This window comes from Agaribacillus sp. DX54 (assembly GCF_056858335.1).
Map to the genome: position 1 here is coordinate 195,699 of NZ_JBXEQE010000001.1, position 16,450 is coordinate 212,148.

The window sequence follows — 16,450 nt, forward strand, 5'->3', positions numbered from 1 at the left end:
TCATAAAAAAAGCAGCTAATAGCTGCTAATGACATTCTAAAGTGCTTGATTATAAAATGCTAAGAACGGGGTTTAGCTTCTTTGACCACAATAGCCCGCCCGTTGATTTCGTGTTCATTCAGTGAATTGATGGCTGACCTCGCCTCAACGTCGTCAGGCATTTCTACAAAACCAAATCCTTTCGATTTGCCAGTGCCAAAATCTGTAATGATTTTAGCAGAAGCCACTTCTCCGTATGCTTCGAAGAGTTCCTTTAATTTTTCAGTCTTGACCTGATAGTCAAGATTAGCTACAAAAATGTTCATATTTTAAAATTTTTAATAAGAAAGGACTCATGTTTGGAAAGAAAAGATGTTTTGGCTAAAATTTCAGTCTAAACCTGGCAATCCTTTGTTGACTATTGTAACCAAATGTAATATTAAAAATTTGCATCTGTATCATTTTGTTAAATTTTTTCAAGATTTAATAAAATAATCCCTTTAAGCTATAAGATTACAACTACCAGTTCGTTGTTTTTAATGAAATTGCCGAAAAAAATAGCCGGTAGAATCGCGCCTATGATTTCGTCTACCGGCTAGAGGAGAGGTGTTAAGGAATAGTTAAGATTTATTATTATAAAGCCACACTTTATTTATTCATGCTTGTTACATATTTTCACTGAATATCCTGATTTCTTTAGGTTGGACGATTTCAAATTTTAGTCCCATAGGAGAAAACACCAGGTCCAAGCTTTTTTCCAAATCAGCTCTACCGTAAAAGAATCCTGTATATAACCGTTGATCGATCCCTTTTTCAGCACTTATCTTTAAGTCATATTGTCTTTCCAGTTCTTTAATCACCTCTTCCAATGGCGTCATTTCAAAATAAAATTCCCCTCTGGCCCAGGCAGATATTTTCTCAGGTTTCAGGCGCGAAATCAGTCGTAACCGGTTATTCTCTATGCGGGTAGATAGCCCGGGCGTTAAAATCTTGAAGTCATTGTGATCCTTGTTGTTCACTTTTACCTTACCAGTCAAACAATTGACAATGTACTTATTTTCCCTGGCAAATATGTTGAAGCTTGTTCCCAGCACCTCCACGGAACCATTTCTTGACATTACCTCAAATTTTTTGCCTTCTTCTACCTCAAAGAATGCCTCACCTTCCAACTGAATTTTACGGCTTTTTCCCCAAAAAAGTGCATTATATGTGATTTTGGATTCGGCATTCACGGTAACTTTTGAGCTGTCAGGAAGGTAAAAAACCACTTGTTCACCGCGTGAGGTTTCTATAATTTTGTTAGATACCTGTTGGATCACAGCGTACATGGCTATTAACAACATGACGGAAACCGCTACGCCTACCTGCCATTTAGACCACATGGGCAAAATTTTCACCTTCTTCTTCTCACGGGAAAGGATCATTCTCTCTAAATCCTCCCACACCTTATGTTTACCTCTTCCCGCCGGAACTGACAGGTGTGTCATCCACTGCATAATTTTTTCTTCCCGCTTGCTCAATAACCCTGATCTGATGTTTTTTCTTCCACTTTCCATCGTTTATATATGCATTCAAGCAATTTATTATTATTACAAGCGTTAATTTTTTTCCCCTACTTTTTTTTGAAATTTTATTAAAACTGAAAGAAAATTTTGTCTGAGGCATTTTGAAAAGCACCTTATTTGGCAAAAAGGGCAGTGTTTTTTACTTTTTCACAATCTCCACTTCAATTCTCCTGTTTTTTGCCCGTCCCTGGGCAGTTTCATTACTCGCCATGGGGTATTGTCCACCATACCCGACAATGTCTACCCGCTCTGCCGCTATACCTTTCGATACCAAATAGCTCCTTACATTTTCAGCCTGTTTTACCGTTAACTTTTGCTTTTCCTTTGTGTCACCGTTGCTGTCGCTGTGGGCGGCCAGACGGATGTGGGTGCTTTGTTTGACCTTCAGTAGTTCCACCAATTTGTCCAGGGCTTCATATGATCCGGAAGAAAGCGTGACATTATCTTCTTCGAAGAACACATTCTCCAGCACTGTTTTTGAAGGAAGGCGGTATTTGATATTTATTTTTGATACCAGTTTTCCCTTGTAATCAGGTATCTCATGTTCGGCATATTGATGGTCATAACCGAAATTTCTGTACCTGACGATGTAGGTCTGGCCTTTAGGGATCAAAATTTCAAATAAACCCCGAGCGTTGGTGATACCTTCATACATATCTTGGGTTTGCTTATTTTTGAATGTGATAATCTCTCCTTCGCTGGGGTTGTCGTCGAGGTCGGTCACCTTTACTTTTAATAAGGCTTCCGATAGGGTGGGGGCCAAAGTTTGGGAATAAGCGGTTTGGACGAGAATTGTCAGCAAAACAATAAAACCGTTTTTAACCATAGTAAGGGTAGTTAGCGTTTCATAAAAATAATCATAACTTTTATATAATAAATTTGAAAATGGTCAAACGATCACATGAAATGATAATTTTTTATTTTGTTGTTGCCGGTGTGGGTTTTCCCATTGTATGCTTAACCCGACACCAGTACTAGCTTTTGAAAGATAAAAATTTGATTTTTAATGAGTTAAATCAATATTTCGTAATTGATCCATGAGTGCTGTTGCAATAATTTTAGTATTTTAAGGTGAAGGATATTTTTTACCCTTTCCCGGGAAGAACCTTCTTTACAATTGCTCGGCAGGTTCATCTATAGACAATTTGATGGACAACATCCAAAAGAATTCTTCTCCTGGCTAAAGTTTTTTAAATTACAAAGAGACCATGTAAAGTCAGTAGAAGACAAGACGATCCAAGGACAAGCGATGAATACTTATGTAACCAAAAGCCCAGTTATTACCTCCCAACCAATTTACTGCGGCAGGAGTAACCAAAACCCTATCCCGACTATAGCAGATAACCGCTCTGAAGCATTTCAAGCGAACATGTTGCAGGATCTTGCAGGGCTTACCCCCCAAGCCCTCCGGTCAGCACAACTCCAAGCCATGGCCGATGAATATGCTATCAGCCAACCTGTTACCCTGGATAAACACTTCCTCCATAAACCCCGGCATGTGGTACAAGAGCTACAACGGAGGGCAAAGCCCGCTCACCAGTTGAAAGAAGCAGCTACTAATTTCAGTACGCGATCGACTTCCTGTCATCCGTCGTCCTATGCGCCGGTAATACAACGAAGTGTCTATGTCGGTCCAAAAGGTCAGGAGGTAAAAAAAATGCCGAAGCACCAGGAAGATCCGGATTACGATCAAGCACTTAATGAGCTGATAGAAGATAATGTACATAGGCATTTTCTCAACGAAGCTGAACTGAAAAGGTTCAAAAATCGCCAATTCGGTGATACGAGTATTGATTATATTGGCACACTTTTTTCAGCACACCTGGGATCAGATAACCCCTGGATACGGATAGATCCCACTAAGCTGACAATATTGGGGGAAGATCATTCTCATACCACTTTGTTAGATGTGGCGCGGGCTTTGCAAACCAAGCGCTTCATGTATGAGTCGATTGAAAAAATTCCTTTTAAAATGGTCAATAGGCGTTCGGGCGTTACAGAAAGTTTAAAAGACAGACATAAGCAAAAGCTAAGTAGCGTGGTCTCCCCCCTTCCCCGTGAGATCAATCCCCCGGACCACCACCTGGAAAACTTTTACAGGCGTTATGCATATGGTTTATCGTTGGTATATGAAAACATCACAAAAGATCATTCTTTGCTATCAGGGGATGCCCCCGCCGGGTTGAGCTGCTTCTTTGAAATGTTAAGAATGGCAAAAGTAATTGCTCGTCTTCCCACACCTTTCCTTTCCGGTTCGGAAAGGGAAATAAAGCAAGAATGGCATAAAAATGCAACCGAATGGAATCCTTTGATGACGAGACTCGAGGAGGAAGAAAATATTGGAGATACATTAGAGGCAGTGAGAACATCGACCGACATTTTACAACCTATGATCGAGGCATTGATCGATTACAATATTGATAACTTCGGAACTTACGGTCAACGGACATCTGTTTTCTCACGCCGTGAGCATATAGATGACGCACTAAAGAAACCCAATTTGAAAAACTTATTCCAATCAAATGATAATCATGGGGTTTTTAGACATCGTATCGACTCATGGCGTGAAAATTATATGTGGGAACGCATTCGGCATGCTGAAAAAAAACGAGACAAATATATATTGGTGGGCATGGGAGATGCCCACCGAAGGAACCTTATCAATAAGATAACAGGTTTAAATGTGGCCCGGGAACAAAGAAATATAGATCGTGGTTTGGAAGATCGAGGTCAAAGTATTGTTCATTATGGACTGGACGAATTTATAAGATCCGCTGAGACAACTGCTAAAGAAAGAGAAGATCGTGCCGGGATAGCATGAAAGGAAGTACTTTTTGAAAAAACTCCTGTCGTATAGATGAGTCAATTGAATATCTTTATAATAATACAGGGCTTTGGTGCGATTCGTTCTTCATAGAACTACTTTGTGATATATGGCTACCTTCTTTTTCGTTCAATCATGGACGATGAAACGGTGGAAAGTGACAAAGTAGTACTAGTACCGCTGCTCTAATTTGTATCTGAATACACCATCACCGGTATCTTGTCGGGCTTTTAATTTTCTGGTACCCAGATAGGTGATCTCCCATATATTGTTACGATCAAAAATTCCATTTTCCGGCTCATACAAGGTTAGGTAAAAAAAACTGTCACGATCACAGTTTCCCCCATCATCATTGCAATTACGGTCCACCTCGGTATCCCACTCCCCTTCGTCAATTTTCAGGTTTCCGGAGTCGTCCACATATTCCAGCGTTAAAAAACCATCATCATAAAAGTTAAATACAAGATTACGGTAATCTGAAGTCACCTCATTGCCGTCAATAGCCCAGCTTTCCCTGAACCTGACCCTATCAAATTCCCAGGTGCCTTCGATCCTGTCAGAAAAACTGCCGAGAATATGGTCGATATCCTGACAGGCAAAGAAACAGGAAGCAAATAAAAGTAGTATGGCGGATGGCTGTCCAATTTTCAGATACAGATTTTTCATGTGGGTCGAGGTTTGGTCTGATACACTTGGTTTACCGTTCAAAGTACAAATTCCAGGCCAAAACCATTTCAGACCGTCAAACCTCAAATTCAATCACAAATGGCGCATGGTCGGATTCGGGAAATTTGGTATCGAGGGCAAAGGCAATCGTTTCGTCATGGAGCAATTCGTTGTGGATTTCAGCGCCCCGGTAGTAGGGGATCAAAGCCTTGGAAATGAGTACATGGTCCAGCAACCGTTTATGCCCCTGGTGTAAATAGGTATACCTCGATGAATCCGGAATAGTGTTTTTCGCGGGCACCATCTCCCTCGGTATCAGGTCGGGATTACCTGTGTTTTCGACCCTTCCCCGTATGGCTTCCACCGGCACCTCACCGGGGTGGGCATTAAAATCACCGCATACTACTATTTTTGCCTTTTCATCGGCATCAAACAACTGATCTACCAGTACCCTGGTCTCCAGGGCCTGTCCCACCCGCTTCATAGATGAAATAAAAAAACCTTCACCCCAGGCATAAATCTTTTTCCATGTAAAGTTATTGATCTTTTGCCCACTGATGTTTGAAGGGATCCTGGATTTTAGATGAAGGTTGATCAGGTGAATATCAAAATCTTCTTTTACGGAGATTTTTGTGTATAAAATGGGTTTTTCCCATTGAACCGGTTTGGCTTCGGCATCGCCGGGTACGGCAGTTACCTTTTTGTAAACAGGAGCGGGAATCAGGTCGTTATGGTATTGGTTGACTTCGGTGATGGCAAACCTGCTGGCTACAACCAGGTTTCTTTTGTTAAAGGCTTCGTCGCTGTCGGTCTTGATGTGGGCCAGTTCGTAGGTAGCGTATGAAGTGGTTTGCAACAATGACTGCAGCGCCAGCAATTGTCTTTTTTCATTTGTTTTTTCCTGACCATGTACTTCCTGAAAACATAGAATATCAGCCTTTAACCTTTCAAGCTGAGGCCTCAAAACTTTTATTCGCTCCTCAAGGGAAGGGTTTTGGTCCGCTTTATCGTCCAGGTTTTCAAGGTTAAAGGTGGCAATGCGTAGTTTCATTGAATAGCAGATTTTTGACAAATTAGCGTCTCGCTAAATTAATCTGAAAACTACTGAGATTATAAAATTATTATCTTAACATGATCAAATATATTCAACCGGTGGTACGACTGAATACTACGCTCACTCAGACCTGCTTTTGCTCCTGTAAAACGGCCATGGGGGATTTATTTAGAATGGATTTGTTATGCAACCATCCGATCATGACGGTTATACTTGTGGTGAGCAGCAATAGCATGCCGATATGCTTTACATCCGGAAAAAACAACAAGTCTAAAAAGTAGGTAGTAAGCCCCCAACTTGACAAAATGGACAGTAAAATACCGGTGACCCCGGCAAACAGGCCGATAAACAGATACTCGAGCAACAAAATGGCGTTGACCTGTTTTTCACTGGCACCCAATGTACGTAACAAAACATTTTCACGGATTTTTGCCTGCCTGGTATTCAGAACCGTTGTCCCTAAAACGATCAGACTGGTAATGATACTAAATAACGCCATAAACCTGATGACGAATGCTGTTTTGTCGATGATTGTGTCTAATGTCCCCAGGATTAGCTGCAGATCTACGGAGGATACATTTGGCATCAGGTCATTGAGCTCGTTTTGCAATTGGGCTGTGCTGTTTTTGTTGGAAGAGCTGATCAGGTAGGCATAATGCTGTGGCGCTTTTTCCAGTACCCCGCTGGGGAAAACAAACATAAAATTATTTTGAATGCGTTGCCAATCCAACTTTCTGATACTGCCTACATAGGTCTTTAATGACAGGCCATGCACATTGAACTCAATCTCATCGCCCAGTTCGACATGCAGTCGGTCAGCCATTGACTTTGTAAGCGAGATAAATGTAGAGTCGGTGTTACGCTTCTTTACCGGGATAAATTGTCCTTCGATTATCTTTTCTGCGGGCAGTAACTCATCTCTGTAAGTCACCAGGTGTTCCATGTAAAGGAGCCAATTCGGAATCGGACCTCTTTCATCATTTTTCAAAGCTCCGAGCCTTTTGTTTCTGATTTTTTCAAACCTCAAAGTGATAATGGGCACAACCTGATTAACGGTCAGCTCATACTTTGTGATGAGGCTGTCTACCTCACCTTGTTGTGCTGGTTGGATATCGAACAATACCAGGTCAGTTTTATTTTGATTGCCAATAATATTGACCTGTTTTACCAGATTATTTTGAACGAGGTTTAATGTAGCGATTAAAAATGTACTCATCCCCATTACGATGACCAGCACCATGGTTTGGTTATTGGGTCTGAACAGGTTGATAAGTCCTTGTTTCCAGATAAAACCTGATCTTCTGATAAACAGGTATTTTACTATCAGGATCAAAAGCTTGGCTATCAGGTACATGGCAAGGCAAGTAAGCAAAATACCAGCCATAAAAGCGGTGCCCGTAATGAAAGATCCGGATTGAATGGTGGCCAATGTCAGGGTTACCGCCAAAATCACAACTATGATAACGATCATACCGGGAGCTTTGCGGTAATTCGTTTCCGGTTCTATTTGCAGGGCATTCAAGGGTGAGATATGCCTGATGTTTTTCAAGGGAAGAAATGAAAAAATCAGTGTAGAGGCCAAACCTGTTACGATGCCCAGAAAGACCGCTTTCCAGGAGATGTTAAAATGAAGGCTCAAAGGAATAAAATCGGATAACATCAAGGGAATATACATCTGCAGGTAATGCCCGAATATAATTCCCAACAGGCTGCCCAAAAAACCCAGGGCCATGGTCTGGATAAAGAAAATCAGCCATGCTTCCCTGGCAGCCACGCCCAGACAGCGGAGAATGGCGATGGTTTTGTGCTTTTCTTTCAGATAAATTACTACCGAACTTGCGGAGCCAATGCTGCCCAGGATCAGTGCCATAAATCCAAGCAGGTTAAGAAACCGGAATATGTTTTCAAACCCATTACCCAGGTTTTCTTTTCTGAATGCGGCCGTCTCCCAGCTTAAATTATAACTTCTTATAGCAGGTCTCAGTGAAGTTAACACGTCTTTTTCATTTTGCTGGTCTCCGGCCCTGATATATTTGCGATAGTATACCCTGCTGCCGGCCCGGATTAATCCGGTTTTCTCCAGGCTATCCAATGGCATGTAAACCGCAGGGGCCAGGGAAGCGCTGATGTTAATATTCCCGGGAATTTTGGTCACAAACCCTGCAATGGGTAGTTTTAGTTGACCTACTTTGAGCGTATCATTAACGGAAAGCCCGTATTGCAACGCGATGTTCTCATCAACTAATGCCCGGTTTCCCATGCGATAACTTGTCAAGGCACTTTCCGGGACGGTTTCGAAAGTACCATAAAACGGATAGTTTCCTTTTATGCCAACCACCTGCACCAACCGGGTGTCACCGGAGTGAGGAAATGAGACCATGGAGGAGAGTCTGGCGTCGTTGGCCTGTTCATTGGCCATGAAGTCAAAAAACAGCGAGTCCGCTTCGACAAAACTTTCATTGCCATATAAAACCACATCAGCCGCCAGAAAGGCTCTTGCCTGATTATCGATATCTTTCAACAGGTTGTCATTGAAAGAATTAACAGCAACCAGGGCAGCAATGCCGATCACGATCGAAAAAATGAACAGTATCAACCTGAACCAATTGTTTTTTCCATCTTTCCAGGCTAGTTTCCACAACCATTTATCCCTGGCAATATTCGTTTTCGGTTTTGTGACCCTAACAATTCGATCTGTGCCCATGGACCATATTTATACGCATAAAAATTATAGCTATCGTTTTCATAATTACGGAAATTAATGTTGTTTAGCTTAAAATTGAAAAATATATGGCACTGAATTATATCTGGATAGGGTTTTTTCTCGCTGCCTTTCTGGTAGGAATCGTCAGGGTAATTGGTTATTACTACAGGGATTATTTCGCCGGGGCTTTGCAAATTACTTTTGATGAAACCGATTTGTATGTTTTCCGGGATATGTTTCAAAGCACGTTTGATATGGCAGAGACAAGTGTCAGCATTGCTATCACCTTAATTGGCATCATGACACTGTGGTTGGGTATCATGAAAATTGCCGAAAAGGGAGGAGCCGTTCATATCTTGTCCAGGCTGGTAGCCCCCTTTTTCGGGAAACTTTTTCCCGAAATCCCCAAAAACCATCCGGCCTACGGGTCCATGATGATGAACATTTCAGCCAATATGCTTAGCCTTGACAATGCTGCCACGCCATTGGGCATAAAAGCCATGGAGGAATTGCAGGAAGTTAACCCTGACAAAGAGACTGCTTCCAATGCGCAGATTATGTTTTTGGTGTTGAATACCTCCGGATTAACAGTGATACCGGTAACCGTAATGGCCTACCGCGCGGCCGAGGGTGCCGCAAATCCTGCAGATATATTCATCCCGATCTTACTTGCTACCTTTTTCTCTACCCTGGCCGGGTTGATAGCCGTGGCGGTCAAACAAAAAATCAATTTATTGGATAAAACCATTTTGGCTTACCTGGGGGGAGGTACATTTTTAGTGGCCGGTATTATTTACCTCCTTTCACAAATGGATCGGCAACAACTGGAAGTAGTTACCACTTTTGCCAGCACCTTCATTATTATGGCGGTGATTACTGCTTTCATGATTTTGGGGATAAGAAGCAAAATCAATATCTATGAAACTTTTATAGACGGAGCCAAAGAGGGCTTCAAAGTGGCTGTTATGATCATTCCCTACCTGGTAGCTATGCTGGTGGGGATTGGTGTTTTCAGGGCCTCGGGGGCTATGGATTTTATCATCACATTACTCGGTGAATTTTTCGCTCTGTTGGGAGTGAATACGGACTTCGTTCCTGCCCTGCCTACAGCTTTTATGAAACCATTGAGCGGGTCAGGGGCCAGGGGTATGATGATCGAGGCAATGCGAAATTATGGAGCGGATGATTTTGTCGGAAGGCTGGCCTCCACTTTCCAGGGTTCTACCGAAACTACCTTTTACACGCTGGCAGTTTACTACGGTGCCGTAAATATAAAAAAAACCCGCTATACCGTTGGAGCCGGTTTGATTGCCGACCTGGCCGGAATCATTGCAGCGATCTTTATTTGTTATTTGTTCTTTTACCAATAAAGAAAAACTGCTATCACCCCCTGATCTTTTCAACCTTTTAAGCCAGTAGAATAGGATAAAAGTTTAAACAAATACTTAAACATTACAAGGGTATTTTATCTCCGTAATTGTATAAATCTTTTTTCCAGGCCCATTGTATTTTAGCCAACACGATAAAAAAAGATATTTATCAAAAGTAAACGATTCTAGACTATGGGCTTACCTAATCATGCACGGGAAAAAACAATTTATGACAATGCCAAAACTCATTTCTTAGGAAATTTCCCGGAGTCATTGCCGATAGAACAGGCCTATGTTCATATTGGTATTTATCTTGGATGGATTATTGAAAACCAGTTGTACTCAGAGTATTTTGAGGATGAGGCCGAGGTGCAGATGTTGCGTTTTAAAAGAAAGGAATTGAGTCCAACCATCTTAAGTGAACTTTGGGATGGCTATCTCGGGTACGAGCTCTTCAACAAGGAAGGTAACATGTTTACTTATTATTACTATGGAGGTGGCATTTATAAAAAAGACTATGAAAATTTGCTGGCATCGGATTTGCCCTCGATTTATCATGTCGAGGACTCATGGCAAAACTATGAAATGATGACTGCCAAGATTTCCGAGCGGTTCAAATCCTGGAAGGAAATGATCCGATGAAATAAAATTTGCATTAGTATTCTACACTCTTTTTATATTCTCGTTTTAAAGTTTGAAAGATCAGTTCCATTGTGAATTGGTCTTTTTTTGGGCTTGAATTTTCAACTTCAGTCAATTAAATACAAGTTAAAAACCTGCCCTATTTGGAAGCTTAAGTTTACAACTTCAGAAAATCCGGCTGAAAACTGAAAACTTATCTCTTTTTTTGAACTACTTAAACTTATTTTTTAACATAGAAAGCTTTGCCTGCAAGTCACCTTCAGGATTGTTTCCTGATTTTTCGCGCTTTTGAGTGCCACCTTTGCCGGTACTCCGGTCAGGCCCTTTTGATCTTTTGACTTTTTGAGCAGGGTTTTCATCTTTCATGGAAAGAGCGATTCTTTTTCTCGGTATATCTACCTCCAGCACAATTACCATGACCTTTTGCCGGACACTGACGACCTCCGCGGGATTGCTTACAAAACCATTTGACAGGTGGCTGATATGTACCAAACCATCCTGATGCACGCCTATGTCCACAAAAGCACCAAAATTGGTAATATTCGTGACAATGCCCGGCAACCTCATTCCAGGCCTCAAATCTTCCATTTCGTTAACTCCCTCCTGAAACGAAAAGGCCTCAAACGTTTCCCTGGGATCCCTTCCGGGTTTTGCCAACTCGTCCATGATATCCTTTAAGGTGGGAAGTCCGGTACTATCTGTGATAAAGTCCGGCAAATTTATCCCTTTGTGAAGTGATGAATCTTTTATGAGGTTGTTGACCTCACAGTTTAAGCTGGCGGCCATTTTTTCCACCACCGGATAACTTTCAGGATGTACCGCACTGCTATCCAGGGGATTATTACCACTTCTTATTCTTAAGAAACCGCCTGCTTGTTCAAAAGCCTTATCTCCCAGCCGGGGCACTTTTTTTAATCCTTCGCGGCTTTTGAAAGGCCCGTAAGTCTGCCGGTAATCTACAATATTCTGCGCTAATTGAGGCCCGAGTCCGGAGACATAGGTGAGCAATTGCTTACTGGCAGTATTTACCTCGACACCCACAGCATTCACGCAGCTCATCACCACATCGTCCAGCCCTTGTTTTAGCCAGGCCTGGTCTACATCATGTTGGTATTGCCCTACACCGATGGACTTCGGATCAATTTTTACCAACTCTGCCAATGGATCCATAAGCCGCCGCCCGATAGAGACCGCTCCTCTCACAGTGACATCATGATCCGGAAATTCATCCCTCGCTGCCTCCGAAGCTGAATAAACCGAAGCGCCGCTTTCATTGACCACTACGACCATGACATTTGATGGCAATCCCATTGTTTTTACAAAGGCTTCCGTCTCACGACTGGCAGTACCGTTACCAATGGCAATGGCCTCAATTTGATGTTCCCCGACCAACTTTTTGATAATGGCGCCGGCTTCCAGTGTTTTCTTCTGTGGTTCGTTAGGAAAAATCGTAGTGTTTTCCAATAAGTTGCCCTGTTTATCGAGGCACACCAGTTTACAACCCGTACGGAAACCCGGATCCAGCGCCATAACATTTTTTTGCCCTAACGGTGCCGCCAGTAACAACTGCCTTAAATTTTCAGAGAAAACGCGGATAGCTTCTTCGTCAGCGCGTTTTTTGGTAGACATTCTTACATCTGTTTCGATGGAAGGTTTGAGCAACCTTTTATAGCTGTCTTTGATGGCGATCTTCACCTGTTCCGTCGCCTCATTATTTCCTTTTAAAACCAGTTTTTCAATGTTGAAAATCGCGTCTTCTTCGTCAGGACCGGTGTCCAGCGTCAGGATCAACTCTTTTTCACCCCGTCTCAGTGCCAGTACCCTGTGTGAAGGGGCTGTTTTAATTTTTTCTTCCCAGTCAAAATAGTCTTTATACTTTTGTCCTTCAACCTCTTTTCCCGTAATCACTTTCGATTTGAAGGTGCCGGTCTCGAGGAACAGTTTCCGCAACTGTACTCTTATTTCCTGATTCTCGTTCACCCATTCGGCAATAATATCCCTGGCACCCTGCAAGGCATCTTCAATGGTGATTACCTCTTTTTTTTCATCCAAAAATGTGCCGGCGAAAGCCTGTACATCAAAAGGTTCCTGCTCAAAAATTTTCCTGGCCAGTGGCTCCAGGCCTTTTTCCCGAGCCATAGTGGCTTTGGTTCTCCTTTTTGGTTTATAAGGCAGGTAAATATCTTCCAGTTCTGCCATGGTTTTTGCTTCCATCACCTTTTGCTCCAGTGATTCCGTAAGCTTTTCCTGGTCTTTTAATGATTTCAGGATGGTTTCCCGGCGTTTATCCAGGTCCCTTAGTTGCTGAATCCTGTCCCTGATAGCAGTAATCGATACCTCATCGAGACTCCCGGTAGCCTCTTTTCTATACCTGGAAATAAAGGGCACCGTTCCTCCTTCATCCAATAAACTTACTGTCGCTCCTACCTGGCCGGTTGAGATGTTCAATGCTTTCGCAATCAACTGGTAATGGTTGTTTTCATTCATCATATTCCTTGTACACTTATTTGTTACTACTGTCTTGTACTACATACACTCCTTAAACCCTCATATAATTTTCTCTTCAATTGGGTGAGGACAAATTTAGGAAAAAAGGTTTACACGCAACAATTAAACCGCCTGGCCCTGAAAAAAACTGAAATCACTTGACAATATAAAAAAAGTCATGTACAAGTGGCACAGTCGATGCCTTTTGGTATGTACTGGCTCCTTTGTGCCGGGTAATTACCTCGTTGCGTCTTTCCGGATGGACTGAAAAACTCAGTGTGGATATGGATAAAAAGGCCAGGGTAATTAAACGGGATTGAGGAACACAATTACAAAATTTTTCGTTAATTCAACCTAACATTATTTTTATGCAGACATATTTATTATGACAGACAAAGTCAAAAAGATCAAAAATGAAATACTGTCCTGGTTATTACCCCTGGCTATTTTAGGGGTGATTTATATCACAGGTCTACACAGGCACATGGCGGCCGGATTGCAAAAAGCGGTGGTGGCAACCGGTATCATCAGACCTGAAACAAATCTCGATCTGGATGGAAAACCACCAATAGATTACAACTTTAAACTCAAATCTGCCGGTGGTGAAGCTGTTAATTTTGAGGATCTGAAAGGCAAAGTAGTATTTATGAATTTATGGGCTACCTGGTGTCCCCCCTGCGTGGCAGAAATGTCTGATATTCATGACTTATATGAGTCCCTCGATCGAGAGCAAGTAGCGTTTGTGATGATTTCCAGGGACAAAACTTTTGACCAAGCCAAAAAATATGTGGAAAAAAAAGGATACAACTTTCCCATCTACCAGCAGATGGAGCCGTTACCTGAATCCCTCTCTACAGATGGCATACCAACCACTTTTGTGATTTCCAAAGATGGAAAAATCGCTTTGAAAAAAACGGGGATTGCCACCTACAATACCAAAGCGTTTAAAGAATACCTTCAGGCATTAGCAAACTCATAATTGTTCATGCCCACTCGGGCGTCTTTTGTATAAAAAAAATTTAAATTCGAAAGAAAACCATCACTACTTTAACCTGATCATTCCCTTTTTTAAGGTAAACTACAGTCAGCACACTAAAAATGTAACAGATTTTTAACTTGCTTCCTATTTTTTAATTTATTTTAATTGAGTGGTTTGTTTGAAATCATAGAAAATACTGTTAACCCTTAAAAACTTAACCCCTTATGTTAATCAATGATGTAGAAAGACAGTTTGAGAAGCTGCCTACGCAAATCTTTGCCGATGCTCAGGAGGCCTCCATTTCGGTGGCCCGGACTATACGCGATTTAATTGAAAGCAAGAAAAAAAATAATGAGATGGCTGTCCTGGGTCTTGCCACAGGATCTACCCCTACCAGGGTATATGAAGAACTGGTCCGAATGCATAAGGAAGAAGGGTTAAGCTTTGCCAATGTCGCTACTTTCAACCTGGATGAATACTATCCCATGCAGCCCGAATCTTTGCAAAGCTATGTGCGTTTTATGAAAGAATACCTGTTTGATCACATCGATATAAAACGGGAAAACGTGCATATTCCGGATGGCACACTAGATCTGGGTGAAATCAATGCATTTTGCCAATCTTATGAAGAAAAGATTGCAGGATTGGGCGGTTTGGATATACAAATTCTCGGTATAGGCAGAACAGGACACATTGGTTTTAATGAACCCGGTTCCATGGCCACGTCGCGTACCAGGTTAATTACCCTCGATAAAATTACAAGGGTCGATGCTGCCAGCGATTTTTTTGGAGAAGAAAATGTGCCGAGAAGGGCTGTCACTATGGGTGTGGGAACCATTAGCAATGCAAAAAAGGTCATATTAATGGCCTGGGGAGAGGGCAAGGCCGGAATCATCAAAAAGGCAGTGGAGGGAGAGGTTACAGATATTGTGCCCGCCACGTTCCTGCAAAATCATGCTAACACCCAGGTCATTGTAGACGAAGCAGCGGCAGCAGAATTAACCAGAGTTAAGACGCCCTGGCTGGTGGGACCTTGTGATTGGACCGATACTTTAAGGCGAAAAGCCGTGACATGGCTATGCCGCAAGGTGAATAAACCTATTTTAAAGGTTACCGACGAAGATTACAACGAACACGGCATGAGTGACCTGATCACCGGGCAGGGGCCAGCCAACAAAATTAACATCAAAATATTTAATGAGCTTCAGCATACCATCACCGGCTGGCCCGGAGGCAAACCGAATGCCGATGATAGCCACCGGCCGGAGCGGAAATCCCCCTTCCCCAAGCGGGTTTTGATTTTTAGCCCTCATCCTGATGACGATGTCATTTCTATGGGAGGCACTTTGATAAGGCTGGTGGACCATGGCCACGAGGTGCATGTGGCCTATCAAACCTCCGGCAACATTGCTGTTTTTGATGACGACGTGGTGCGATTCGTAGATTTTAACCTGGATTTCAATAAGGAATTTGGTTTGGATAATGAACCGGTAGAAAAAATCAACCGGGGCATCAGGGATTTTATTGTCAATAAAACACCCGGTCAGGTAGACTCACCCGATATTCAAAAGATAAAAGGGCTGATCAGGCGAAGTGAAGCTAAATCCGCGATTCGTTACTGCGGTATTCCCGATGAGCGGGCCCATTTTATGGATTTACCCTTTTATGAAACCGGAAGAGTAAGAAAAAAACCGCTGAGTGAGGAAGACATTCGGCTTACCGCTGACCTTATCGATGAGATAAAACCCCACCAGATTTATGCTGCGGGAGACTTATCCGATCCGCATGGAACACACAGGGTATGTTTAAGTGCGATTATGCAGGCCATAAAAAGGTTGGAAAACGAAGCATGGATGCAGGATTGCTGGGTATGGTTGTACCGGGGGGCCTGGCAGGAATGGGGGGTGGATGAGATAGAAATGGCGGTGCCCATCAGTCCGTTGGAATTGCAGAGAAAGAAAAGGGCCATTTTCAAACATCAATCCCAGAAAGACCGGCCGCTTTTTCCTGGTCATGACAGCCGTGAATTCTGGCAAAGGGCCGAAGACCGGAACAGGGCTACTGCCAACGAATATGACGCCCTTGGATTAGCGGAATATGAAGCCATAGAAGCTTTTGTAAGATGGCATTTTTAAACTCCGGTAAGTCAGCAAGATTTAACTCTGATTATCTAAATCTGA

The 16,450-nt window shown here is 42.5% G+C and carries 12 protein-coding genes; 5 read left to right on the forward strand and 7 right to left on the reverse strand.

Going from position 1 to position 16,450, the window contains the following annotated elements; all coding sequences use genetic code 11:
- Positions 1 to 59: 59 nt before the first annotated feature.
- The 3 genes from AC04NP_RS00785 to AC04NP_RS00795 all read right to left on the reverse strand — a co-directional run bounded on the left by AC04NP_RS00785 (position 60) and on the right by AC04NP_RS00795 (position 2,370).
- Positions 60 to 305, reverse strand: a complete 246-nt coding sequence (locus AC04NP_RS00785; RefSeq protein WP_482857393.1) for an RNA recognition motif domain-containing protein — start codon at positions 303 to 305, stop codon at positions 60 to 62.
- Positions 306 to 644: 339 nt separating this feature from the next.
- Positions 645 to 1,535, reverse strand: coding sequence for a FecR family protein (locus AC04NP_RS00790; RefSeq protein ID WP_482857394.1), 891 nt, complete (start codon positions 1,533 to 1,535; stop codon positions 645 to 647).
- A gap of 148 nt (positions 1,536 to 1,683) precedes the next feature.
- Positions 1,684 to 2,370 (reverse strand): OmpA family protein, encoded by a 687-nt coding sequence (locus AC04NP_RS00795; RefSeq protein ID WP_482857395.1) that lies wholly within the window; start codon positions 2,368 to 2,370, stop codon positions 1,684 to 1,686.
- A 423-nt stretch (positions 2,371 to 2,793) separates the two neighbouring features.
- Between AC04NP_RS00795 and AC04NP_RS00800 the strand changes: the two genes are divergently transcribed.
- Positions 2,794 to 4,365 (forward strand): hypothetical protein, encoded by a 1,572-nt coding sequence (locus AC04NP_RS00800; RefSeq protein ID WP_482857396.1) that lies wholly within the window; start codon positions 2,794 to 2,796, stop codon positions 4,363 to 4,365.
- Positions 4,366 to 4,539: 174 nt separating this feature from the next.
- Here AC04NP_RS00800 and AC04NP_RS00805 read toward each other — a convergent pair whose 3' ends face one another.
- From AC04NP_RS00805 to AC04NP_RS00815, 3 genes are all read right to left on the reverse strand, one after another.
- On the reverse strand, positions 4,540 to 5,034 hold the full coding sequence (locus tag AC04NP_RS00805) for a hypothetical protein (RefSeq protein ID WP_482857397.1): 495 nt from the start codon (positions 5,032 to 5,034) through the stop codon (positions 4,540 to 4,542).
- Between the two features lie 76 nt (positions 5,035 to 5,110).
- The gene (locus AC04NP_RS00810) at positions 5,111 to 6,085 is read right to left on the reverse strand and encodes an endonuclease/exonuclease/phosphatase family protein (protein WP_482857398.1); all 975 of its coding nucleotides are present in this window, start codon (positions 6,083 to 6,085) and stop codon (positions 5,111 to 5,113) included.
- A 127-nt stretch (positions 6,086 to 6,212) separates the two neighbouring features.
- Entirely contained in the window at positions 6,213 to 8,792 is a 2,580-nt protein-coding gene (locus AC04NP_RS00815; protein ID WP_482857399.1) for an ABC transporter permease, read from the reverse strand.
- Positions 8,793 to 8,878: 86 nt separating this feature from the next.
- On the opposite strand from AC04NP_RS00815, the gene AC04NP_RS00820 reads away from it, so the two are divergent.
- Together AC04NP_RS00820 and AC04NP_RS00825 are read left to right on the forward strand one after the other, a co-directional pair.
- Positions 8,879 to 10,162: a nucleoside recognition domain-containing protein gene (locus AC04NP_RS00820; protein WP_482857400.1), complete on the forward strand. Its 1,284-nt coding sequence runs from the start codon at positions 8,879 to 8,881 to the stop codon at positions 10,160 to 10,162.
- A gap of 192 nt (positions 10,163 to 10,354) precedes the next feature.
- The gene (locus AC04NP_RS00825) at positions 10,355 to 10,804 is read left to right on the forward strand and encodes a DUF7832 domain-containing protein (protein ID WP_482857401.1); all 450 of its coding nucleotides are present in this window, start codon (positions 10,355 to 10,357) and stop codon (positions 10,802 to 10,804) included.
- 210 nt (positions 10,805 to 11,014) lie between these two features.
- Here the strand turns inward: AC04NP_RS00825 and AC04NP_RS00830 are convergent, their stop codons facing one another.
- Entirely contained in the window at positions 11,015 to 13,294 is a 2,280-nt protein-coding gene (locus AC04NP_RS00830) for a Tex family protein (RefSeq protein WP_482857402.1), read from the reverse strand.
- 382 nt (positions 13,295 to 13,676) lie between these two features.
- Here AC04NP_RS00830 and AC04NP_RS00835 point away from each other — a divergent pair, with 382 nt between their 5' ends.
- Positions 13,677 to 14,270: a TlpA family protein disulfide reductase gene (locus AC04NP_RS00835; RefSeq protein WP_482857403.1), complete on the forward strand. Its 594-nt coding sequence runs from the start codon at positions 13,677 to 13,679 to the stop codon at positions 14,268 to 14,270.
- Between the two features lie 224 nt (positions 14,271 to 14,494).
- Positions 14,495 to 16,405 (forward strand): glucosamine-6-phosphate deaminase, encoded by a 1,911-nt coding sequence (gene nagB, locus AC04NP_RS00840; protein WP_482857404.1) that lies wholly within the window; start codon positions 14,495 to 14,497, stop codon positions 16,403 to 16,405.
- Positions 16,406 to 16,450: the final 45 nt, after the last annotated feature.